Raw genomic sequence first — 24,527 nt, 5'->3', positions numbered from 1 at the left:
GCAACCGCCCGCGCCCGCTTATGGCGCCGCCGAATTCGATGCCGCTTGCCCGGTCTGGAATGTCGAAATGAGAGCTTTGAAAATCGCCGGGGCCGCCATCGGCGCCGTGATCGTCGTCCTGGCGCTGCTGCTGGTGATCGGCGTCCCCTCCAGCTTCCTGACCTCGCAGATCCAGGAGCGGGTCGAACGCCAGACCGGATACAGGCTCGCCATCAACGGCGGAGCCAAAATAGGTCTCTGGCCGTCGCTCAACATCACCTTGAGCGACATCGCGCTGCAGGACCCGAACGATCGCGACATCAACAACCGTCTCACCGCCAGCAGCATCCAGGCGGATGTGACGCTGGCCAGCGTGTGGTCGGGCCGCCCCGAGATCACCGAACTCGTGATCGTTCGCCCGGTCCTGAACGTGCCGCTGCAGCGCGAGCGGCTGAGGGACGCCAAGCCAGCTTCCAAACCTGCAGCGTCCGGCCCAGCCGGCGCTTTTTCAATCGAGCATGTCAGCGTCACCGGCGGCACCGTGGTGTTTTCCAATCTGCACGACCGCGTCGAAGATCGAGTCGAGACCATCAACGCCGACATCGCCGTCGCCGGCGACCGCAAGGTTCGGATTTCCGGCAATGCGCGCGCCGCCGAGCACGCGCTCAAATTCGACATCAAGGCCGCGCCGCCGGCCCCGCCGATCGAGCGGCAAAATATCCCGACCGAACTCACGTTTGAAGTGCCGGGCCTGTTGCAGGCGCCGTTGACGGCCAAGGCGGAGGTGCGGCTCAACGGCTCGGTCGTCATGATCAACGGCCTGACCGGCGCGCTGGGCGACGGCGCGTTCAACGGATGGGCCTCGGTGGATCTGGCGAGCAAGCCGCTGGTGAAGCTCGATCTCGACTTCCAGCGGCTGGATGTCGCGATGTCGCATGGCGCCGCAGGCGCCGCGGCGCAGCCCTGGAGCAATGCATCGATCGACCTGAACGGCCTGAATTATGTCGATGCGCAGGCGCGGATTTCCGCGGCCGAGCTCAATCTCGGCGACGGTCATTTCGCGCCGGCCGCAATCGACGCCACGCTCGCAAGCGGCGTACTGAAATCCCAGATTTCCAATCTCGGAGCCTATGACGGCAATGCCAATGGCGACGTCACCATCGACGTCTCGACCGGCAATCCGGCCTTCGCGCTGCGGGCCGACCTCACCGGGGTGCGCGCCTTGCCGCTGCTGCGCAGCCTCGCCGATTTCGACAAGCTCGACGGCAAGATGCAGGCAAAGATCAGCGTGCGTTCCACAGGCACAAGCCAGCGCACCATCATGTCGAACCTGTCGGGAACGGCATTCGTGGTGTTCCAGGACGGCGCCATTCGCGGGCTCAACGTTGCCCAGATGATCCGCTCGCTGACATCGAGCACGCTGTCGGGGTGGCAGGAGAACAAAGAGCAGGCCACCGATCTCACGCAGCTTTCCGCCTCGTTCAAGATCGACAAGGGCCAGGCCCAAACCACCGACCTCAATCTGGTCGGCCCGCTGGTCAAGCTGACCGGCGTCGGCACCATCGACCTCGGCACCAAGCAGATCGGATTTCGGGTCGAGCCGAAGCTCGTGATGACGACCGAAGGCCAGGGCCGCGCCGGCGACCCGGTCGGACTCGGCATTCCCGTTATGATCGACGGTCCTTGGGCCGAGCCGCGCATTTATCCGGACATTCAGGGTATCTTGGACAATCCCGACGCCGCCTACGCCAAGCTGAAGGAGATGGGCAAGGGCCTGTTCGGCGCCAATGGCGGCGGGCTCGGCGGGCTGAGCGGGCTCGGTGGACTGATCGGCGGCGGACAAGGCCAGGGAACAGCCGGCGGGCAAAGCAGCGGTGGCAAGCCGGCCGATCCGCTCGGCGGCCAGCTCGGCGAGACCATCGGCAATCTGCTGCAGCAGGGATTGAACGGCGGTTTGGGCCAGGGCGGCGTGAATCAAGGCGGGACCGGTCAAGGCGCACGGACCGGTGGCGTGGGCCAGGGCCGCAATATTGCCCCAGCCTCTCCCGCCCAGGCAGCCCCGCCCGCCCCGTCGGCGCCAGTGCCGAACGATGCCTCGCCGCAGCCGGACAACCAGCCCATGAACGAGGTTCTGCGGCAGCTTTTCAACCGCTGACCTGCCCAAAATCGGGGCTAACCATGGTGGCGTACCCCCGGCCTGCCGCCACCAAATTGTGCTAAGCAGATGATGGTTGAGACGGCCGCCATCGAACGCGGCCGCTGCGCCGTGGAGCCTGCTCCGCGGCGATGACAGCGGATGCGCGCACCCGGAGGTGGCGCACGAGGGTCTGGATGAACGGGGTCAAGGACAAAATCTGGTTCCTGCGCGAAGGCCTGTTCGCCAAATACGTCATCGCGCTGGTCGGCCTCGTCGTGTTCGTGCTGGCCGTCAACGGCGCGCTGGAAACCTGGATCAGCTATCGCGGCATCAAGAGCTCGCTGACGGATGCGATGTCGGAAAAGGCCGAGGCGACGGAACGGCGGATCGAGCAGTCGATGGCCGACCTCGAGCGGCAGATCGGTTGGGTGACGCGCGCCTCCTCCACCAAGATCGAAGATCGCCGCGCCGACTATGCGCAGCTCTTGAGCCAGGTGCCGTGGGTCAGCCAGCTCTCCCAGATCAGCGGCAACGGCCGCGAAACGCTGCGGCTGTCGCGCCAGGGCGGCGTCTCGTACGGCAGCAATCTGGATTTTTCCCGCGACGCCACCTTCACCGAAACCCGCGCCCGCGGCACCAGTTTTGCGCCGGCCTATTTCCGGGACGAGCAGCCGTTCATGTCGATCGCGGTGTCGCATTCCGGCTTCAATGCCGGCATCACCGTCGCCGAAATCGACCTCCGCTTCCTGTCGGACTTTTTGGGCGATGCGCAGGTCGGCAAGGCCGCCTTCGCCTATATCGTCGATGCCAAGGGCCAGGTGCTTGCAAGCTCGACCAAGGGCCCCGAAATCGGCAAGGATCTCTCGGGCCTGCCGCAGGTTGCAGCCCTGCTGGCGCCTGATGGCGTGCCGCTGGCCTCGGGCACCGATGCCGATGGCCAGTCGGTGCTCACCACCTCGAGCGCGGTGCCGAAACTCGGCTGGAACGTGTTCTTCGAGCAGCCCACGGCGCAGGCGCTGTCGCCGATCCGCGATCAACTGGTGCGGATCGCGCTGTTGATCGGCCTCGGCCTCGTGGTCGCGATCATCGCAGGTTCCGTGCTGGCGCGGCGGATGCTGGTGCCGATTACGGCGCTGCGCGCCGGCGCGCGGCGGCTCGGCGCCGGTGAATTCGACCACCGCATCGACGTGCATACTTCCGACGAACTGGAAGAGCTCGCCACCCAGTTCAACAGCATGGCCGGGCAGCTTGCCGAAACCTATTCCGACCTCGAATGGAAGGTGAAGGAGCGGACCCGGGATCTGGCGCAGTCGATCAACGAACTCAAGGTACTCGAGGAAGTCGGCCGCGCGGTTTCCTCCTCGCTCGATCTCAACGCCGTGCTGCCGACGGTCGCCGCCCGCGCGCTCGAAATCACCCACGCCGACGCGGTGCTGATCTACGGCTATGACGCCGCCAACCATCAATTCAACCTGACCGAAGCGATCGGCATCGACAAATCGGCCGAAGGCGGGCACCTCGCCATCGACGAGGACGGCAGCCCGCTCGGCGAGGCCGCCGCGCGCGCCGAGCCGATCGCGATCCCCAATCTCGACGCCAGCGCAGATCATCCGCTGCGCGAAGCGGCGGTGGCGGCCGGTTTCCATTCGGTGCTGGTGGTGCCGCTGGTCGACCAAAAGGGCGTGCTGGGATCGCTGGTGGTGCTGCGCAAAAATGCCGGCGAATTTTCCGAAAACCTGATCGGGCTGATGAAGACTTTTGCCCACCAATCGGTGCTGGCGATGCGGAATGCGCGGCTGTTCTCCGAAGTCGACCACAAAAGCCGGGAACTGGAAACCGCGAACTCGACCGTGCGCCAGCAGGCCGACAAGCTGCAGGAGCAGACCGACCAGCTCAAGGACTGGAACAAATCGCTGGAGCAGCGGGTCGAGACGCAATTGGGCGAAATCGAACGCATCCGCCGGCTCGAGCGTTTCCTGGCGCCGCAGGTGGCGCATCTGATCGCCTCCTCCGACAGCCATGAAGGGCTGCTCGACAGCCACCGCCGCGAGGTGACGGTGGTGTTCTGCGACCTGCGCGGCTTCACCGCGTTCACCGAGCAGACCGAGCCGGAAGAGGCAATGAACGTGCTGCGCGAATATCACGCCGCCCTCGGCGAACTGATCTTCAAATATGAGGGCACGCTCGACAAATATGCCGGCGACGGCGTGATGATCCTGTTCAACGCGCCGATCCAGTTCGAGGACCACACCAAACGGGCGGTGAAGATGGCGGTGGAGATGCGCGACAGCATTGGCCCGCTGACCGAGCGCTGGCGCAACCGCGGCCACAATCTCGGCTTCGGCATCGGCATCGCGCTCGGCTATGCCACGCTCGGCCAGATCGGTTTCGAGCATCGGCTCGAATACGCCGCGATCGGCAGCGTCACCAACCTGGCCTCACGGCTGTGCGACGAAGCCAAGGCCAACCAGATCGTGGTGAGCCGCCGCGTCCTCGGCATGGTCGAGGCGTTTGTCGAGGCCCGGCCGATCGACGATCTCAACCTGAAAGGTTTCAATCATCCGGTGCTGGCGGCGGAGATTCTGCGCTGGCGCGAGGTTGCGGACAATGTCGTCGCGGTCCCCGCCCGGGAACGCCGCCGAATACAGTGAGCGCGGCGCTATCGTCAGCTCAAGCCCGCGCGCCGGAATCCGCTTAAGTAATGCTGGCGCTCGGTGTCGCATTGGAACGGCATTTCGCTGGCGATCCAGGCCAGCGAAATATTGGGCTGGGCGCGGCGCAGCTCCTGCAGCGCTGCTTTCGCGACATCATCCCGGCCCGCCAGCGCTGCCGCCGCGGTCAACACCCGGTGCGCGCCGACAAAATCGCTGCGCTGCCGCAGCGCCTCGCGCGACAGCCGGATGGCTTCCTCGTAATGACGGCCGACGAACTGCGAATAGGCCGCGACGCCGCAATAGATCGCGGCAAAGGGATCGCGCGGTGAGAACCGCAACGCCTGCCGCGCGGCGCGGTCGCCCTCCTCCCAGCGCCCGCAATAGGCAAGGGCCACGCCGTAATAGCCGCGGGCGGGCGAAAAATTGGGATTGAGCCGCAGCGCCAGCTCGAACTCTGCGAGGGAATCCTCGAACCGGCGGTTGAACAGATAGACGCTGCCCAGCGCATAGTGCGCCCAGGCATCCTCGGAGTCGGCGCGAATCGCCGCCAATGCGGCGCGCTCCGCAATCGGGATCGCCTTCGGCATCGCCGCCCAGCCCATATGCGCGCTGAAGATGTGGCTCGCCGCGAGCAGTCCGAGCGCCTGGCCGTAGCCGGGATCGACGTTGATGGCTTTTTCCAGCAGCGCCTGCGCCACCAGATTGTCCTGCCGCGTCACCCGCCAGTAATGCGACAGCGCGCGCATCACCAGGTCCCAGGCGTCCATATTGTCCGGCGCCTTGCGGCGGGCACGAAAATTCTCGGCGGCGTAGAGTTGCGGCTCGATCGCGGCGACCACGGCCTGGGTGATCTCGTCCTGCACCGCGAACACATCGGCGAGATTGCGGTCGTAGCGCTCCGCCCAGATCTGACTGCCGGTGACGACGTCGTTGAGCTGCGCCGTGATCCGCACCTGGTCGCCGTCCTTGCGGACGCTGCCCTCGACCACATAGCCGACCCCGAGCTCTTCGCCGATCTGTTTCAGATGGACCGACTTGCCCTTGTAGATGAACGAGGAATTGCGCGCGACCACGTAGAACCAGCGCAGTTTCGACAGCGCGGTGATCAGGTCCTCGCTGATGCCTTCGGAAAAATAGGCCTGCTCGGGATCGTCGCTCAGATTGGCGAACGGCAGCACCGCGATCGCCCTGCGATCGAGCGGCGGCGCCGGTTCGGCCGGCTGCTCCGGCGGCTGAGGCGAATTGTCGCGCGGCTTGAGCGCGCCCGGCTGCGGGCGCACCTCGCCGACAAAGCGAAAGCCCTTTCGCGCGATGGTGCGGATCACGCCCTGATCCTTGCCGGTATCGCGGACCGCCTTGCGCGCCGCGTTGATCCGGGACGTCAGCGTCGATTCGGACACGATCCGGCCGTTCCAGATCGTCGCAATCAGATCGTCCTTGCTGACGACGCGATCGCGATGTTCGACCAGATAGATCAGCAAATCGAACACCTGCGGCTCGACGGCCACGTGCTCGCCATCCCGGCGCAGCTCGCGGAGATCGACATCAAGCACATGGTTGGCGAAGACAAATTGCACTTGGTTATCCCGGTTAGACGTTCACCTCGCCCCGCTTGCGGGGAGAGGGAGAAGAATGCAAGCGGCGCGAGACAAGGGTAGAGCGCCGATCCGGCCTAATAGGGTGTCATCCACTTCACATCTCATCGGAAAATCAGGCCGCTCTCAAGGTAATATCGGCCTGCCGTCAGAGTCTTTAGGTCCGCGCAGGGGCATGTTCGGTTCATCGCAGCTGCCTTGTGCGGGCTGCATGATCTCGGAAGGAGACCCCCGATGGCCGCCACGACCGCAACCGCAATGAATCCAACCCCTTCTGCCACCCCCGCCCCCGACCTTGCCGCGCTCAAGACGAAGCAGCAGGCGGCCTGGACGTCGGGCAATTATGCCATCATCGGCACCACGCTGCAGATCGTCGGCGAGGAACTCTGCGAGGCGCTCGACCTCAAATCCGGCTCGAAGGTGCTGGACGTCGCCGCCGGCAACGGCATGGCGAGTCTGGCCGCGGCGCGGCGCTGGTGCGAGGTCACTTCGACCGATTACGTGCCGGCGCTGCTCGAGCGCGGCCGCGCCCGCGCCACAGCCGAAGGCATGGAGATCGAATTCCGCGAGGCGGACGCCGAGAACCTGCCGTTCGCCGACAACAGTTTCGACAGCGTGATCTCCACCTTCGGCGTGATGTTCACGCCGAACCAGGACAAGGCCGCCGCCGAGCTGCTGCGGGTCTGCAAGCCCAACGGCAGCATCGGGCTCGCCAACTGGACGCCCGACGGCTTCATCGGCCAGGTGTTCAAGACGCTCGGCAAATATCTGCCGCCGCCCGCGGGCGCCAAATCGCCGGCGCTGTGGGGCACGCGTGGGCGGCTCGGCGAAATGTTCGACGCCGGCGCCAGCTCGGTGAAGGCGCAACCGCGCCTGTTCAATTTCCGCTACCGCTCGCCGGATCATTTCCTCGACGTCTTCAAGACCTATTACGGCCCGGTGCTGAAGGCGTTCGCCGCCCTCGATGCCGGCAAGCAGGAAGAGCTGCGCAACGATTTGCATGCGCTGCTCGTGCGCATGAACCGCGCCACCAACGGCAGCCTCGTCGTGCCCAGCGAATATCTCGAAGTCGTCATCACCAAGCGCTGAGACGCGCGTCGATCGCGACAGCGTCACCGATCCGGGCTGCGGCATTCGCCTGCGGCCCGGATCGCCACCATCAGGAATGATCCGATGACGACAGTGATTCAAATGCCTCATGCCGAGCGCGCCACCAGTTCCGTGATCGCGCTGCATTGCTCGCTCGGGTCGGGGCGGCAGTGGAGCAAGCTCGCCATCGAACTCGGCGGCCGCTACCAGATCATCACCCCCGATATTTCGGGCTACGGCGACAGTCGCGGCCCGGCCACGCTGCCGAGCACGCTGGCGCAGGAGGTCGAACTGCTGGCCGCGCGCCTCGACGAGGCCAGGGGCCCGATCCACCTGATCGGCCACTCCTATGGCGGCGCGGTCGCGTTCAAGATCGCGACCTGTTCGCCCTATGCGCGCCGCGTGCGCAGCCTGACCTTGATCGAGCCGGTGCTGCCGACGCTGCTGCGCGACGTGGCCGCGGACCGGCGGCTGCACGACCGCTTCGAGCACCTCATGCAGGAGGTGTGCGAGGACATGTTCAATGGCCTCGCGATGGAGGCGATCGACAAGTTCACCGCGTTCTGGAACGGCTCCGGCCCGCCGGCGCAACTGTCCGACGACGCCCGCCTGCACCTGATCGCGCACGCCGACAAGCTGCCGTTCGAATTCACCAGCCTGTTCGCCGAAGCCGACATAGCGGCCGCGGCCGCCACCCTGCGGGTGCCGACGCTCCTGGTGTCGGGCGGCCTGTCGCCCTACCTCACCCAGCGCGTTGTCGGCCGGCTCATGACCATCATCGGCGGCGCGGAGATCCGGCATCTGACGGGCGCCGGCCACATGCTGCCCATCACGCATGCGGCGACCATCAATCCGGAGATCGTCGCGCATATCGCGCAGGCCGAGCAAGGCGCGGGGATGTCGCTGGCGGCGGGGTGAGGTGAAAGCCGTAACTTTCAGCCGTCATTGCCGACCGTCATTGCGAGGAGCGTAGCGACGAAGCAATCCATTCTTTCTTTGCGTGGCGAGATGGATTGCTTCGCTTCGCTCGCAATGACGACGATAGACACACCTTCACATCCCCGGTGCGCAATTGCGCATCTGAGAATCTCGAGATTCCGGGTCTGGTGCTAACGCACCATCCCGGAATGACGGAGTCTGAAATGCTTGGTCCGTCATTGCGAGGAGCGTAGCGACGAAGCAATCCATTCTTTCTGCGTGGCGAAATGGATTGCTTCGCTTCGCTCGCAATGACGGCTGAAGCCACGACGGCTGCAAACACACCTTCGCATTCCCGCGGCGCGATTCGCCCGGGGGATGCATCAACTTTCGCGCCCTGAATCATCAGAGGGCGCAGGGAATGCCGGATGCGCGCTGCACCCGCGGTCTCGTGTGCAAGGTTGTGCGAAAAAACGCACACGAGCATACAGGTTCAGCGGAGGCAATCCGGCATTCCCTGCGCGATGGCTTTACGGCTTATATCGAGCTCTCCCCGGCGACGAATTCCTTTTGCCACCGTCATCGGCGAATTGGCGGTCTTGTCGAACCCGGTCGGGCCAACAAAAACCTCCGCCGACTTGACACCAGCAACGGGTGCCAGAACCACACGATTTTGCCGTACGCGGCCGCCTCGCGCCAAAGGCCTCGACGGGCTTGGTACCCATCCGCCGAAGTTTTGGCGAAGGCGGGATCAGCGCCGTTCGTCAGCGCGCGGCCTGATCGCTCACGAACCCCTGACGGAGCCGCCCTGCGATTGCCTTGCGCGCCCAACGCTGCCGCGTCCACCGCATCCCATGCCCAACGTTCGTGACGATCATGATACGCCCCTCTGGGGGGCCGGGATGGGGCGAGCTGGTAGCGCTGATTTGCCCGACGGGACAAGCGGAATATTTTTTCCGACAGGTCTGGACAGCCCAAATCACGTTGAAGTTGCAGCGGAAAATAGGCTGTGCGCGCACGCCGTTTCAGTGCGAAAACGGTCGAGCTGCGACGAGGGTTTGAGCGCTTACGGTGCGCTTTCGAGAAACGGATTGACGATGGCGAGGCCTCCGATTGTACGGCCATGCTGCATGTCTTCGCTGTAGAGGATATCGCAGCCAGCCTCGATCGCCGAGACGAGGATCAGCGCGTCGTAGAACGACAGAAGGTGATCTTCGGCGAGCGCTCGCGCGGCTGTGTGCAGGTCGAGCGTGAGCGCCAGCGGCGGATCGACCATCGTGAGCACATCCGAGACGGCTTCGGCAATTTCGCGCCAATCTCTCCGCTGCTTGCGTCGCGAAACGGCGGTGAACTCGTTGAGCACCTGTACGCTGAGCTTGCCGCCGCCTGCGAACAGCGCGCGTGCCCGATCGGCTTTTCCGCCCGTTTGCTGGGCATAGACCAGAATGTTGGTGTCGAAGAAGGCGCTCACCGTTCGTTGGCCTCGTCGCGATCGAATTTGTAGTCGGGAGGAAGCGTCCAGTTGCGCGCAGCCATTCGGTCGAGCGCCCGACGACGCTGATCTTCCCTGGTTTCGACCTCGATGGCGCCGTCCTTTGCGGCAACCACGTTCAGTTCATCCCCCTCCTTCAGCCCGAGCTCTTCGACCAGCGCCTTCGGCAAGCGAACCGCAAGGCTGTTACCCCATTTTGAGACCTGCATCTTTGCCTCCGTGATATCCGGATTATCGATGTGTATTATAAGATGGATATCACGAGTTTTCAAGGCAAATCACGCTTCCGGGCTGTCCATCCAGCAGCGTCGGTAGCCTCGCGCCGAACGCTGCCACGTTCACTGCAATGCGTTTGATTCCGCTTCCAATGGAAGCTCAGGTTCCACACAGATTCACCAATGCAACCAACGCTTGAGCTTAGTGGGGAAGCCTATAATTTGGCCCCATGGGGGTCTCCAGTAATTTCGGTTTTCTCGCGTCGCAGGACGAGCGGTTTGCGCGCCTTGGCGCGCTGGCCGAGCGCTATTTCTTCAATGATGCGCCCTCAACGCTGATCAAACTGCGTCAGCTTAGCGAGTTCATCGCGAAAGACGTGGCGGCCCGTCACGGGCTCTTGCCTTCGAACGCTGTGAACTTCGACGATGTGCTGCGCACCCTGAGACAAAAGTCGATTCTCCCGCGCGAAATCGCCGATCTTTTCTTTCACTTGAAGCGCGTGGGCAATGCCGCCGCCCATGAAGACCTTGGGACAACCGCCGAGGCGCTTTCTGCGCTTAAGATCGCGCGCGCAGCCGCGATCTGGTTCCACCAAAGCTATGGTGGTGCGCCTAACTTCAAGCCCGGTCCGTTCGTGCCACCGACGGCACCTGCCGACACCACAAAGGCGCTGAAGGCGGAACTTGAGGAGTTGCGCGGGCAGGTACGCGCGAGTTCGGACAGTGAAGCCAAAGCGCTGCTGGCCTATCAGGAAGCCGAAGCCGCTCGCCTAGAGGCCATAACTGCGGCCGAAGCCCACCAGCAGGACCGTGAGTTCTGGGAGAAGTATGCCGCCGAGACCGAAGCCGGCCTCCGGAAAACCGAGGCGGCTCTCAGAGCAGCACAAACCAACGCTGAAGCCACACCGCCGGTGCAGCTTGATCTGCTGACCCAGCTTGCCAACCGGCAGGCCGAAGAGGTCGAGCTGGACGAAGCGACGACCCGCATCCTGATTGACGATCAACTTCGCGCAGCCGGTTGGACCGTCGATAGCAATAACCTCCGACATTCGGCAGGCACGCGGCCTCAACCCGGACAGTCGATTGCGATTTCCGAGTGGCCAACCGACAGCGGCCCTGTGGACTATGCCCTCTTTATCGAGGGACGCTGCGTGGGCGTGATCGAAGCCAAGCGTGGTGTAAAGGACGTCCCGGGCCGGCTTGGGCAGGCAAAACGCTATGCACGGGATATCAAACTGACGCCGGACGAAACCAGCTTTGGCGGCCCGTGGATTCAGGGCCTGGACCAGTTCCGTGCGCCCTTCCTCTTCGTCACCAACGGCCGTCCTTATGTAAAGCAACTGGCGACCAAGTCCGGCATCTGGTTTTGGGACGCGCGGCCTGCGGGCGGCGCGCCGCGCGCGCTTTCCGAGTGGTTTTCGCCGCGCGACCTTCTAGAACGGCTCGATCAGGTTACTGACGATCTGCGCGAGATCGCGGACCGTGAATTGGGCGTCACGGGCTTACGGCCCTATCAGGACGAGGCAATCGCTGCGGTCGAGACCGCGATTGCGGCCGGTCAGCAGCATATCCTTCTCGCCATGGCGACAGGCACCGGCAAGACGCGCCTCGCCATCGCACTCATGTATGAGTTGCTCCGCCGCAAACGTTTTCGTCGAATTCTATTCCTTGTCGACCGAAACGCCCTTGGCCGTCAGACACTCGATGCCATGAGCACCACGGATACCAGCGGCTTCCTGAAATTCGATCAGGTATTTCCGATAGCCGACCTTGCACGCAAATTTCCCGAGGCGACCGACAGAGTCCAGGTCGCAACAGTTCAAGCCATGATCCGGCGCATCTTCGACGACCCCGATGTCACGCGTCCGACGCCCGGTACCTATGATCTTATCATCGTCGACGAGGCACACCGCGGATACACGCTGGACGCCGAACTGCGGGAAGACGACCTTGGCTTCCGCAACCTCGAAGACTACCTTTCGGCTTATCGGCGCGTGCTCGACTATTTCGACGCCACGCGGATAGCGCTAACCGCGACTCCCGCACTGCATACCCGGGAAATCTTTGGACCTGCAGTCTTTCGCTATGGCTACAGGCAGGCCGTTATTGACGGCTATCTAATCGATCATCGCCCCCCACGCCGCATCACGACCGCACTGAGCCAAACCGGCATCAGCTTCGAACAGGGCGAAGAGGTCAATATTCTCGATCCGCGCACGGGTCAGATAGACCTCTTCAATCTCGACGATCAGGTCGACTTCGAAGTCGCTGAGTTCAACAAGAAGGTCTACACCCGCTCGTTCAATCGCGCCGTAGCTGACGCTATCGCTCGGGATTGCCCACCATCGGAGCGTGGCAAGACCTTGCTGTTCGCCGCGCGCGACGATCATGCAGACATACTTGTGGAAGAGCTTCGCGCCGCGCTGACCGAGGAGTATGGGCCGCAGCCGCATGATTTGGTGGAGAAGATCACCGGCTCCGTTGACAAACCGCTCGATCGGATCAAAGCCTTCAAGAATGATCCCCGCCCGAAATATGTTGTTACAGTTGATCTGCTCACTACCGGGATCGACGTGCCCGCGATCACCAATCTTGTCTTCGTCCGCCGCGTCAACAGCCGCATTCTCTACGACCAGATGATTGGCCGCGCCACGCGGCGCTGCGATGAAATCGGAAAGGAATACTTCCGCATCTTCGACGCGGTCGACATCTACGCCAATCTTCAGGAAGTCACCGATATGCGGCCCGTGGTCGTCAACCCGGCACTATCCTTTACCACCCTTGCGGGCGACCTTGAACGCGCCTCAACTGACGAAGATCGCGCCTTCGTGCGCGACCAGATTATCGTCAAGCTACGACAAAGCATCAAGCACATCGGTGCCGCGCGGCGCGAGACGCTGGAGATCGTGCTCGGGCCCCTTACCGATCTTGCTGACAAGCTGAAATCTGCGCCGGCGATAGACACCCTCGCTCTGTTCAAACAACATCCATTGCTGGCGTCGATTCTCGATGCCGCTAACCCGGCCCGCAAGGGCGACGGCATGTACATTTCCGAACATGAGGATGAGCTGGTAAGCGTCGAGGATGATTATGGCGGCAAGGCTAGCCCAAGCGATTACATCGAGAGTTTCGAGGCCTTCGTTCGCGCCAACATGAACGCCGCGCCCGCGCTGGTTGCAGCGACACAAAAGCCGCGCGAACTCACCCGCAAGGAGCTGAAGGCGCTCGCGGTATTGCTGGATGAAAACGGTTTCTCGGAAGCCAACCTTCGCCAGGCTTACGGCCGGGCGCGCAACGCCGATATCGCCGCCCACATCATCGGCTTCGTGCGGCAGGCCGCGATCGGCGACCCGCTGGTTCCATACGAGACGAGGGTCGAAAACGGCGTCCAACGAATTATCGCCGGCCGTAACTGGACAGCCAAGCAGAGACAGTGGCTCATCCGCATTGGGCGCGTGCTCAAAGCCCAGCCTGTGGGTGATCCTGAAATCCTCTCCGATCCCTTGTTTGCACAGGCGGGGGGCTTCGAAACAGTGGACCGCGAGTTCGATCACGGGCTAGGTGATGTGCTGAAAGACCTCAACACCGCGATTTGGGACAACCAGGTCGCATGAAGCGAGTTACGAAATGAATCCCTCCGCTGACCTCGTAAACCGCCTTTGGCGGTTATGTGCGCTATTGCGAAAGGATGGCGTTACCTACCAGCAGTATGTCACCGAGCTCACTTACCTGCTGTTCCTGAAAATGGCTTCAGAACAGAAGGACGAAAGCCGCATCCCGGAGCAATATCGCTGGGTCGCGCTCAAATCTGCTAGCGAGACCGAGGTGCTGCAACGCTATCGTCAGGCGCTGATCGATCTAGGCGACGGCACCAAGATCGCCGACCGTTCGGTGGTCGCTATCTTCCAGAACGCAGCCACCATCGTCCGCGAGCCCGCCAATCTGCGCAAGCTGATAGACGCAATCGACGGCCTGCACTGGTTCAGCGAGGAACGCGACGCCTTTGGCGATACCTATGAGGGTCTCTTGCAGAAGATGGCCGAGGAGACCAAGCGCGGCGCGGGCCAGTATTTTACTCCGCGCGTGCTGATTGAGGTGATGGTCCAGCTGATGCAGCCGAAAGCCGGCGAAGTCATTCAGGACCCGGCCGCAGGTACTGGCGGCTTCCTGATTGCGGCGGACCACGCTATGCGTGCGGCAACGGATGACTATTTCGAACTGTCACCGAAGCAGCAAACATTCCAATTGCAGTCGGCATTGCGCGGTCTGGAAAACGTGCAGGATACATTCCGGTTGCTCTTGATGAACCTGCACTTGCACAAGATCGACCCAGATCATCTAAATCTTGCCGATACGCTGTCACCTAGCGGTATGCAGCCCAAGTACAAAGAGGCCGATCTGATCCTAACCAATCCACCGTTCGGGCCGGCGGGCGGCCCGCCAACTCGTGACGACCTGACCATCACCGACCGCGTTTCCTCCTATCAACTGCCCTTTGTCGAGCATTGTATTCGCGCGCTCAAGCTGGGTGGTCGTGCGGCGGTGGTGGTGCCGGACAATGTGCTGTTTGATGATGGCCGCGGGAAACTACTACGCCAGCGGCTGATGAGCTGGTGCGATCTGCACACCGTCTTGCGGCTGCCGACCGGAATTTTCTACGCTCAGGGTGTGAAGACCAATGTAATATTCTTTACTCGCGCTGATGAAGAGGCTCCCACCGAGGATGCCACCAAGGCCGTATGGATATATGACATGCGCTCCGGTGCACCGGCCTATGGCAAGACCAATCCGCTGAAAGAGGCAGACTTCGACGAGTTCGTGCGAGCCTTCGGGAATGATCCACTCGGCTGGGCGGACCGGAAAGACGAAGGCGAAGCCGGCCGTTTCCGCCGCTTCACCCGCGAGGAAATTGCCGCGCGCAGCGACAATCTCGATATTAGCTGGCTTAAGGATACCAGCGGCGACCCAGAAGATGGACTTGAAACACCGGAAGACATCGCTGCAGCGATCGAATTGCATCTTTCAGCGGCGCTGGTAGAAGTCCGCGCGCTGGTGGAAGAACTCGGGGTTGACGTAATCGCACCCGCAATCGAGGAGGCGGCAGAGTGAGCCTACCGAGAGGGTGGATACAGACGAAGTTAGGCGAGATCGTCGACCCAATCGAAACTGACGATCCAACGAAGCGTCCCGCTGAAGAGTTTCGTTACGTTGACATAGGTTCGATAGACAATCGCCGCCTGCAGATAGTCGACCCAAAGATAATTCTGGGACGCGATGCGCCTTCTCGAGCGCGCCGTCGGATACGTGTGGGCGACGTACTCTTCTCGACGGTTCGTCCCTATCTTAAGAACATAGCGACCGTGCCTGCGGAGCTGCATGGGGGACTTACATCGACCGGCATCTGCGTCCTTCGACCCTCAAAGGAAATTGAATCCGGCTTCATCTTCAGACGAGTTATTTCGCAAGATTTCATTGATGCCATGACGTTGGCATCCGACGGTATGAGCTGCACCCGGTTCCGAGGACACCGAGTTAGGTGTTTTATGGAGCAGGAGGTGTGTCATGGAGAGACGGCAGTTTACGCGAGAGTTCAAGCTTGAGGCTGTACGCCTGATCAAGGAGCGCGGCGTGTCGTATGCGCAGGCGTCAGCAGACCTTGGCGTTCATCCAACGCAGTTGCGCAATTGGGTGAAGCAGCTGGCGGACGATCCGCAGCATGCATTCCCCGGCCAGGGCCAGATGAAGCCGGAGCAGTTGGAGATCGCGCAGCTCAAGCGCGAGGTCGCCAAGCTGAGAGCCGAACGGGACATCCTAAAAAAAGCCGCGGCCTACTTCGCGAAGGAATCAACATGAAGTTCGCCTTCATCGCGAAGCACCGGGGGATCTGGCCGGCGGAATGGTTGTGCGGGGCGCTCGGTGTCTCGCGGGGTGGGTTCTATGCCTGGCTGACACGGCCGCGCAGCCAACGCAGCCGGAGCGATGAGGAGTTGGGCGCGAAGGTTCGCGCCAGTTTCCTCGCCAGCGATCGAACCTATGGCGCGAGGCGAGTGTGGCACGACATGTTGGCGGAAGGCGGGTTGTGTGGACTGCATCGGATCGAGCGTTTGATGCGGCTACAGGCTCTCAAAGCCCGTCCACGACGGCGGCGACTGCCGCCCGATCTGGGTGAGCGGCAGGTCGCCGCCGTCGCTCCCAACGTGCTCGACCGCAGCTTCGATGCGTCCGCTCCCAACCGCAAATGGATCGCTGACTTCACGTACGTGTGGACAGCGGAGGGTTGGCTCTATGTTGCCGCTGTCGTCGATCTCTTCTCCCGCCGTGTGGTTGGTTGGTCGATGAACGCAGCGATGACGGCCCAGCTCGTCACTGACGCCCTGGTGATGGCGATCTGGCGACGGGGCAAACCGGACGCGCTCTTGCATCATTCCGATCGCGGCAGCCAATACACCAGCGAACAGTTCCAGCGGCTGATGGCCGATCACGGCGTCGTCTGCTCGATGAGCCGGTCAGGCAACGTCTGGGATAACGCGGCGATGGAGAGCTTCTTCTCGTCATTGAAGACCGAGCGGACTACGCGCAGAGTGTACCGAACGAGGGATGACGCCAAGGCTGACGTCTTCGATTATATTGAGCGCTTCTACAATCCGAAACGCCGGCACTCGACGATCGGATATTTGAGCCCTATGGAGTTCGAGCAGCAGGCTGGATTAGCTTAAGCAGGTGTCAACAGAACCGGGTGCAGCTCAGTACGATGTATCCGGCGATTGGCGATCGTGACGTTTTAGCGGCTTCAATTGCGTTGCCACCTGCCGCCGAGCAAAGCCGCATTGTTGCGAAGCTGGATGTGCTGACCGCTCGTCTCGCCCGCGCGCGGGCGGAGCTAGATCGCAGCCCACGGCTTACTGACCGTTTTCAACTCTTAACTCTTCGCGCAGGTGTAATGGGTCAGCTTACCGAGGATTGGCGGGCTAAGGCGACGAACGTCCTGCCTGTAGAGGCCTTGCTCCGTGCGGTCCCGGTGCCACAACAAGGACGCGGCGGTCGAGAAGCAACTGACAAGACGATTCCTGGCGCTGCAGGTCTAGCCGTTAACGACCCCGGAACTGGCCTTCCAAATGGCTGGAAATGGGTTCCGCTCTTGCGCGTGGCCAAGCAGGAGACCGGCCATACGCCTAGTCGATCGCAACTATCGTATTGGGACGGAGGGGTGCCTTGGATCGGCATTCGTGACGCGGGCGCTCATCACGGCAGATACATCGAGGAAACCGTCCAAACGATCTCCGAAGCCGGACTTGCCAACTCGTCAGCACGTCTCCTTCCGTCAGGCACGGTCTGCCTCTCTCGCACAGCTTCCGTCGGTTACGTCACGATCATGGGTCGAAGTATGTCTACCAGCCAGGACTTCGCGACGTGGACGTGCACTGATGCGTTGCTGCCCGAGTATTTGATGTATGCGCTCATGGCAGAAGGAGAGGACATCCGTAGGTTCGGGATGGGTTCAACGCATACGACCATCTATTTTCCTGAAATTCGGGCCCTTCATATCGCCCTTCCACCACGGGAAGAGCAGAGAGAAATTATCGTTCGGATCAAGCGAGCGCTTGCTCGCGCAAGTCGTCTCGAAGGCGAGGCCGCGCGCGGGTGCGCGCTGCTCGATCGGCTGGAGTCCGCCATCCTCACCAAGGCCTTCAAGGGCGAATTGGTGCCGCAGGACCCGGACGACGAGCCGGCAAGCGTTCTACTGGACCGCATTAGGGCTCAACGAGCCTCCGCACCTAGATCTAAGCAAACGCCGAGAAGCAAACGCCGCATTCCAGCTTGATCGATTAGTCTCGCATTTCCCTTCCCGCTTTCCTCCCCCGCCACCCCTCTGCTATCGATAATCCCGAAACCGGGAACGCACCGCCAATGCCCACCCTCCCCGCGCACCCTTCGCCAACCCTCGCCGCCCTCCTCCTCGCGGGCCTGCTCACCCTCGCCGCGCGCCCCTCCCTCGCCGCCGACGACGCCGAGGCCGCGCCCAAGGGTGCGACGGTCACGGTGCTGAAGGCTACAAAGTCCTGTTTCGCCAATATCGTCGAGGTGACCGGCACCATCATTCCGCGCGAGGAGACCCAGGTGCGGCCCGAGCGCATGGGGCTGAAGGTCGCCGAGGTGCTGGCGGATGCCGGCGACACCGTCAGCGCCGGCCAGGTGCTGGCGCGGCTGACGCTGCCCGAAGGCGGCTCGGTCGCGGTGCAGGCGCCGGTCGCCGGCACCATCGCAGCCACGACGGCGGCGATCGGCGCCATGGCGTCAGGCAAGGGCGAGCCGCTGTTCTCGATCATCGCGCGCAGCGAGTTCGATCTGGTCGGCCTGGTGCCGACGCGCGATATCGCCAAGCTCCAGGGCAACCAGACCGCGCGGATCAAGATCATCGGCGCCGGCGATGTCGACGGCAAGGTGCGGCGGATATCGACCACGGTCGAGCCCAACAGCCAGCTCGGCCAGGTGTTCATCGGCATCACCACCAACCGGCGGCTGTTGGTGAATTCGTCCGGCCGGGCGCAGATCAAGACCGGGCAGAGCTGCGGCGTCGCGGTGCCGCTCACCGCGATCCTCTATTCCACCGCCGGCACCGTGGTGCAGGTGGTGCGGCACAACCGCATCGAGACGCGGCGGGTGGAAACCGGATTGATGTCGGCCGGACAGGTCGAGATCACCGGCGGCGCCACCGGCGGCATCCAGGAAGGCGACATCGTGGTGGCCCGCGCGGGGGCGCTGCTGCGCGAGGGCGATCCGGTGCGGCCGGTGACGAGTGCGGAGGGGAAGTAGGGGCAGGAATTCGGAACGCGCGGCGGGTTGCACCTCTCCCGGAGGGAGAGGTCGAATTGCGCAGCAATTCGGGTGAGGGGTTCAGGTCTATCGAGGGACCGTAACCCCTCACCCGGCGCTACGCGCCGACCTCTCCCACAAGGGGAGAGGTGAAGAGGGTCCAAACCGGCTACATAGGTAACACAATAGACCGGCGACATGGGTAACAGGTCAAGTGATCGGCAGGGAGGGCCTTGCCGATGGTTTGGATGGAGACCTGTGCGGTGGACGAGCGGATGCGCTTTGTGATTGCGGCGGAGGAGCACGAGGAGTCGTTTGCGGCGGTATGCCGGCGGTTCGGCGTGAGCCGAAGGGTCGGATACAAGTGGCTTGAGCGTTATCAGGAAGCCGGTGTTGAGGGTCTGTGGGACCGCCCACGTGCGCCGCTGCATCATCCCCAGGCGATTGGCGAGGAGATCGCCGAACGCTGCCTTGCGGTGCGGCGGGCGCATCCGAGTTGGGGACCCCGGAAGGTTCTGGCTTTTCTGGAACGTCGGGCGCCGGCGCTCGAATGGCCTGCGGCGAGCACGATCGGAGCCTTGTTCGACCGCCAGGGATTGACGGTAAAGCGGAAGCTGCGCCGCCGCAGCCCGCCCTCGAGCGCACCGTTTGCGGAATGCACGGCAGCCAACGAGGTGTGGTGCATCGACTTCAAGGGCTGGTTCATGACGGGGGACGGCAAATGCTGCGAACCGCTGACGCTGACCGATGCCCATAGCCGGTATCTGCTGCGCTGCCAGGCGATGACGCGTACCGATACCGCGCACGTCTGGCCGGTCGTGGAGGCCGCCTTCCGCGAGTTCGGCCTGCCGCATCGGCTGCGTTCCGACAACGGTCCGCCCTTTGCGTCGCGCGGTGCCGGCGGGCTTTCGCAACTGTCGGTCAAGGTGATCAAGGCGGGCGTGCTGCCGGAGCGGATTGCGCCCGGCAAACCGCAGCAGAATGGCCGCCACGAGCGGATGCATCTGACGCTGTTGCAGGACACCGCCAGTCCACCGGCGCACAGCCTGCGCGAGCAGCTCAAGCGCTTGCGGAACTTCCAGCGCATCTACAACGAACAGCGTCCGCACGAGTCGCTCGACGATGACACGCCGGCCGATCACTATACCTCCTCGCCGCGCCGCTTCGACGGCGTCTTGCGCGAGCCGGAATACGGTGACTGCGAAGTGCGGCGGGTGCGTCATAACGGCGAGATCAAATGGCAGGGCCAAACGATCTACATCAGCGGGGCCTTGATCGGCGAGCCGGTCGGCCTCTGCGAACACGATGCCGCTGGATGGACGGTCTGCTACGGCCCGATCGTGCTCGGCACGATCGCCCACCGCGACGACCGCCTGCGAAAACCCAAACAGGCCTGTGGACTTGTGGACGATGCAAGAGCATCGCCCACAGGGTCCACAGCCACAAAAACAGCAGACCTGAACGAAACGAGAATTGTGTTACCTATGTCGTCGGGCTGAACTGTTACCTATGTCGTCGGTTGCAGAAAGAGAGCGGGCGGATGCGAGGTAAGCAGGCACGATTTATCCGCGTCGTCCCGGGCTTGATGGATCGCGGCTTGTATCAGCGTCGTCCCGGCCTTGAGCCGGGACCCATAGCTGCCGATATCGATTGTTGAGAAAGGCTGGAGCACCAGCCCGGCGTAACCACGAAGGCCTGTGGATATGGGTCCCGGGTCAAGCCCGGGACGACGGGTTGATGGAGTTGGGCTTTGGCCTCACCCGCCGATGCGGATGTCTTCCAGCAGCGAGGACGACACCGACGGGACCTGCTCGCCTTCACTGGCGCGGGAGATCGCGACGCGGGTTTTGTTGAAGGCGCTTTCGGCGCCGGCCTGGGCGGTCAAATTATTCAGGAGTTCGGCGACCAGCACGCTGTACTGGCCCCTGGAATCGTCGGCCACCTTGCCCGGCGTCGCTGCGCTCAGCACAATCGTGTTTTCCGGCGGGCTGATCGGGGCCAGCCCGTGGGAGAACGAACGGAAGCGGCGCTCATAGGGGTTGCGGCGCGAGGCGTCGAGCACGACCAGTTTTGCCTTGGCGCCCTGCTCCATGATCGCGTCCAGCACCGACTCGACGCTGACGCCGTCGCGGCGGACATCGGCTTCCTTCCAGATCGCGGCATCGACCGGGATCATAAAACTCTCGCGGCCGACCTGGACGCCGTAGCCGCCGAAGAACAGCATCACCACCGTGTCCGGCCCGATCTTGCTCTTGAGGCGGCCGATGGCGCGGGCCATGTCGTCCTTGGTGGCGTCTTCGACCACGTCGACGTCGAAACCATTGCCGCGCAATGCCGCGCTCAGGCCATGGGCGTCATTGATCGGCTGGGCCAGGGGTGCTGCCGCGTCGGGATAATGGCCGTTGCCGATCACCAGCGCGAGGCGGGAGGTCTTCCTGGCGGAATCGCTGTTCTGTTCGGTCGCGATCGCCTTGGCGGCGTCGAGCGAGCGCTTGTTCAGCGCGGCATGGGCGCCGATCGCCAGCGACACCATGCCGACCAGCGCGGTCGCAATGGCGACCGAGCGGCGGGAAATGCGGAGCTGCCTGACATTCATCGCGTTTCATTCCCAATCGTTATCCAGAGGCACTTCTCAAGACGCGCGCCAAGTTAGTCGCGCCAGTACCGTCCGGGGTTTTAGGGGTTGCGAAGTGTGTGCCGTCGAATTGTGAGCAATTTGCGGCATCGCAACAAGGAAACCCTTAACCTCATTCAGCCCCGGAGGGCAACACCGATCTGTATTAATGAGGTAAGCTACTGATATTGCTTGATAAAAATTGACGCCCGCGAACCCCTGACGGGGCCACTACACGCCAGAAACGGGGGCTTTTCCGTGACTTCGATCACATTTGTATTTCCCTGCTGTTCGTATAATTTTTGAAGCGCTTGCAGGTTCCGAAAAGCCGACACCAGTGGGGGTGCGGCTTGGCGGGGGCGTGCGGAACGGCGAGTGCGGAATTTGACTTCATGGGCTTTCACACCATCGCCGGCGCCGCCTTTCGCGCGCTGACCGCCCGAAAGGACGGTCCCTCGCTGTACGACGTCTGCGATCCCCTGCTGCTGGACTACGGCGACGCCCATCTCGGCAAGTTCTACAAAACCGCGCTGGGCAATCCGGCGCTGCGGTCGCTGCTGCGCCGCACCGGCCTGCCGCAATTGCGCGACGAGGGGAGGCTGCAGCGGCTGCGCGAGGCGCTGCTTTCTGCCCGCGACGACGACGCGCCGGACTGGGCCGCGATCGGTCAGCCTGTGGCGGAACTCATGGACAGTATCGAGGTCCGGCACCCGCAGCCAAAGCCGGCACCCGCACCCGGACGCGTACCCGATATGGCCGAGATCGAGCGCACGATCCGGACCTGCGGCGCGCATCTGTTGCGGTCGTTTTCGAACAACGGCTTCATCCCGACCTATGCCGCGTTCAACCTGATCGGCGATCCCGACATGGGCGGGCGCGAGATGGTGATGGCGCTGACCGGGCTGAATTCGCGCGGCTACAAGAACTCGACCTTGCTGTTCAACCTGGCGCGGATTTTCATCGCGCATTCGCCGGCCCGCGCCCTGATCAATCCGCCCTGGCGAGGGATTGCCGAGCCGATGTGGCAGCCGATGCAGATCCGCCATCGCTCGGCCTATTACGACGCGTTCTTCACCGAGGCGCTGCTCGGCTTTGTCGAAACCGGGCTGGCGTCAGTGGATCAGGCCGGCGCCGCGCGCCGCGCGATCGCGGAGATGGTGGATTTCTGCCTCAAGGTCAGCGCGGAAGCAGTGCCCTCGCATGACGGCTCGACCGTCAACGTCATCACCGCGCTGGCGCCGCTGCCGCATCCGCGGTTCTCAAAATTCTTCTCCCAGATCAAGCAGGATTTAGGCTTTGGCATTTACGTGCCGGATTGCGACACCACCGCATGCGCGTTCTCGGCCGCCACGCAAGCCGGCTCCGACGATCCGATCCTCGAACAGCCGCTGCTGGATTTCTACAGCGGCCTGCAGGTGCGCGAGGGCGCCAATGAGCCGCGCGTCACCGTGCCGCTGAACGACAATGTCGATTACGAGGGCGGCGTCGTCACCTGGATCGACAACCTCAGCGGCGACCGGCCCTATGGCAACGATCTCGATCCGACGCTCAATCTCGACATCCTCGAAGTCAGTTTCCGCAATCTCAAGCGCTGGAAAGTGATCGAGACCCCGCAGCGGCTGGCAACGGTTCACGGCATCATCGGCTTCCAGAAACGGCTGGTCGAAAGCGGCGCGTTCACAAATCCGCGCTCGCATATCTATTATCTGCCGGAATTGTATTCGGCCTATTTCGGCCGCTGCTATGCCGCCTTCATCGCGTTGCCGCCGGCCGCGCGGCAGGCGATCGATCCCGGCGGCACCTTCGAGTTCATCCGCATCCGGGTGCTGGCCTATGTGCAGACCGAGCTCATCACCCACGAAATGAACGCGTTCGACGCGGCGCTGGCGCTGATGGCGCTGGCGCATCTCGGCGCCGAGCTCGCGAGCTTTGCCGCGCCGCTCGCCTGCATCGTCGCGCAAACAGGCGAAGGCGGCCGGCATGGCCCCTACAAGGCCTATGAATGGAACAAGATGAAGACGCCGACTCGGATCCTGGTCGGCGGCCCCGAGGTGACCTCGGCCTTCGTGCTGATGGGGCTGGCGTTGGCAAGGGGTGTGATGATGCGGGCTGGTGGGAAGGGAGGCTGAACTATCAGCCGTCATTGCGAGGAGCCAACGGGTCGCAATGACGGCAAACATTTGGACCAATGACGGGAAGTTGACAGCCGTGCGGCGGTCTGGCTCTGGCAAGACCGCCTCATTGTCCGCACAATTCGCCCAGCACTTTATCCGTTGCCGGGATTGCCGATGAAACTGAAGACGCTGCTCACAGCCATTCTGCTCATGCTGCCGCCCGCTTTGGCCGGCGCGGCCGATATCACCGGCGTGCCGAAGATCCGCGAGGGCGACCAGATCCAGATCGGCAACAGCCGCATCCGCCTCGGCGGCGTCGACGCGCCGTCGACCGACCAGCTTTGCCTCAACACCCATGGCGAACGCTGGACCTGCGGGGTTGCGGCGCGCGACGAGCTGATCAAGCATGCCGGCGGCAAAAGCTGGACCTGCCATACCCGCACCACCGATCGGCGCGGCCGCATCGTCGCGCACTGCGAAGTTGACGGCGAGGACATCCAGAAATGGCTGGTGGCGAGCGGCTGGGCGCTGGCCTATGCGCGGTTTTCGCACGATTACGACGCCGAGGAAAAGGCCGCGCGCGAGGCCAAGGCCGGGATGTGGCAGGGCGCGTTCATCGCGCCGTGGGACTGGCGCGCCCGCAACAAGAAGACGACGATTTTGGGCGCCGCCAAGCCGCCGGAAAATGCCTCGACGATCCTGCTGGCATCGGCGTCCGGATCGGTCGCGCCGTCGCCCGATTGCACCATCAAGGGCAACGTGAATCGTTCAGGGGAATGCATCTACCATCAGCCGACCAGCCGCTGGTACGCCAAGATCGAGATGAAAATTTCCAAGGGCACGCGCTGGTTCTGCTCGGTCGACGAAGCCGAAGCCGCCGGCTGCCGCGAGACGCGGCGATAGAGC

Annotated in this window: 15 protein-coding genes and 1 pseudogene; 12 read left to right on the top strand and 4 right to left on the bottom strand. The window is 63.1% G+C overall.

Translation table 11 applies throughout. The annotated features are described in order from the left end of the window. The first annotated feature begins 67 nt into the window (after window positions 1–67). Window positions 68–2,134 carry an AsmA family protein gene (locus tag NL528_RS02715; protein ID WP_309181194.1) on the top strand — a complete coding sequence of 689 codons (2,067 nt, stop codon included), beginning with the start codon at window positions 68–70 and terminating at the stop codon, window positions 2,132–2,134. 176 nt (window positions 2,135–2,310) lie between these two features. Beyond that, on the top strand, window positions 2,311–4,767 hold the full coding sequence (locus tag NL528_RS02710; protein WP_309181193.1) for an adenylate/guanylate cyclase domain-containing protein: 2,457 nt from the start codon (window positions 2,311–2,313) through the stop codon (window positions 4,765–4,767). A gap of 14 nt (window positions 4,768–4,781) precedes the next feature. Here NL528_RS02710 and NL528_RS02705 read toward each other — a convergent pair whose 3' ends face one another. After that, window positions 4,782–6,347 (bottom strand): winged helix-turn-helix domain-containing protein, encoded by a 1,566-nt coding sequence (locus tag NL528_RS02705; RefSeq protein WP_309181192.1) that lies wholly within the window; start codon window positions 6,345–6,347, stop codon window positions 4,782–4,784. Between the two features lie 252 nt (window positions 6,348–6,599). Here NL528_RS02705 and NL528_RS02700 point away from each other — a divergent pair, with 252 nt between their 5' ends. After that, window positions 6,600–7,454: a class I SAM-dependent methyltransferase gene (locus NL528_RS02700; RefSeq protein ID WP_309181191.1), complete on the top strand. Its 855-nt coding sequence runs from the start codon at window positions 6,600–6,602 to the stop codon at window positions 7,452–7,454. An 84-nt stretch (window positions 7,455–7,538) separates the two neighbouring features. Further along, a complete protein-coding gene (locus NL528_RS02695; RefSeq protein ID WP_309181190.1) occupies window positions 7,539–8,372 on the top strand; it encodes an alpha/beta fold hydrolase in 834 nt (277 codons plus the stop codon). 1,066 nt (window positions 8,373–9,438) lie between these two features. Here the strand turns inward: NL528_RS02695 and NL528_RS02690 are convergent. Together NL528_RS02690 and NL528_RS02685 are read right to left on the bottom strand one after the other, a co-directional pair. Next, entirely contained in the window at window positions 9,439–9,843 is a 405-nt protein-coding gene (locus NL528_RS02690) for a PIN domain-containing protein (RefSeq protein WP_309181189.1), read from the bottom strand. Next, complete coding sequence (locus tag NL528_RS02685; RefSeq protein ID WP_309181188.1) at window positions 9,840–10,073, bottom strand: AbrB/MazE/SpoVT family DNA-binding domain-containing protein; 234 nt, start codon at window positions 10,071–10,073, stop codon at window positions 9,840–9,842. The genes NL528_RS02690 and NL528_RS02685 overlap by 4 nt, the downstream gene beginning before the upstream one ends. A 236-nt stretch (window positions 10,074–10,309) precedes the next feature. Here NL528_RS02685 and hsdR point away from each other — a divergent pair, with 236 nt between their 5' ends. From hsdR to NL528_RS02655, 6 genes and pseudogenes are all read left to right on the top strand, one after another. Next, entirely contained in the window at window positions 10,310–13,693 is a 3,384-nt protein-coding gene (gene hsdR / locus NL528_RS02680; RefSeq protein ID WP_309181187.1) for a type I restriction-modification system endonuclease, read from the top strand. Between the two features lie 13 nt (window positions 13,694–13,706). Further along, entirely contained in the window at window positions 13,707–15,188 is a 1,482-nt protein-coding gene (locus tag NL528_RS02675; protein WP_309181186.1) for an N-6 DNA methylase, read from the top strand. 453 nt (window positions 15,189–15,641) lie between these two features. Further along, a protein-coding gene (locus NL528_RS02670; RefSeq protein WP_309177055.1) for an IS3 family transposase occupies window positions 15,642–16,795 on the top strand; the annotation gives its coding sequence in 2 pieces (ribosomal slippage) (window positions 15,642–15,900 and window positions 15,900–16,795; 1,155 coding nt in all). A gap of 20 nt (window positions 16,796–16,815) precedes the next feature. Then, window positions 16,816–17,901, top strand: coding sequence for a restriction endonuclease subunit S (locus NL528_RS02665; protein ID WP_309181185.1), 1,086 nt, complete (start codon window positions 16,816–16,818; stop codon window positions 17,899–17,901). 86 nt (window positions 17,902–17,987) lie between these two features. Then, complete coding sequence (locus NL528_RS02660; RefSeq protein WP_309181184.1) at window positions 17,988–18,893, top strand: HlyD family efflux transporter periplasmic adaptor subunit; 906 nt, start codon at window positions 17,988–17,990, stop codon at window positions 18,891–18,893. Between the two features lie 239 nt (window positions 18,894–19,132). Further along, window positions 19,133–20,248 (top strand): annotated as a pseudogene (locus NL528_RS02655) (integrase core domain-containing protein); the annotation flags it as partial. Between the two features lie 401 nt (window positions 20,249–20,649). Here the strand turns inward: NL528_RS02655 and NL528_RS02650 are convergent. Continuing rightward, complete coding sequence (locus NL528_RS02650) at window positions 20,650–21,489, bottom strand: caspase family protein (protein ID WP_309181183.1); 840 nt, start codon at window positions 21,487–21,489, stop codon at window positions 20,650–20,652. Between the two features lie 410 nt (window positions 21,490–21,899). Between NL528_RS02650 and NL528_RS02645 the strand changes: the two genes are divergently transcribed. Continuing rightward, window positions 21,900–23,636 (top strand): hypothetical protein, encoded by a 1,737-nt coding sequence (locus tag NL528_RS02645; RefSeq protein WP_309181182.1) that lies wholly within the window; start codon window positions 21,900–21,902, stop codon window positions 23,634–23,636. A gap of 159 nt (window positions 23,637–23,795) precedes the next feature. Then, window positions 23,796–24,524 carry a thermonuclease family protein gene (locus tag NL528_RS02640; RefSeq protein ID WP_309181181.1) on the top strand — a complete coding sequence of 243 codons (729 nt, stop codon included), beginning with the start codon at window positions 23,796–23,798 and terminating at the stop codon, window positions 24,522–24,524. The last annotated feature ends 3 nt before the right edge of the window (window positions 24,525–24,527 follow it).

The organism is Bradyrhizobium sp. Ash2021, assembly GCF_031202265.1.
Lineage (GTDB): Bacteria > Pseudomonadota > Alphaproteobacteria > Rhizobiales > Xanthobacteraceae > Bradyrhizobium.
This window is presented reverse-complemented; position numbering and strand designations above follow the sequence as displayed.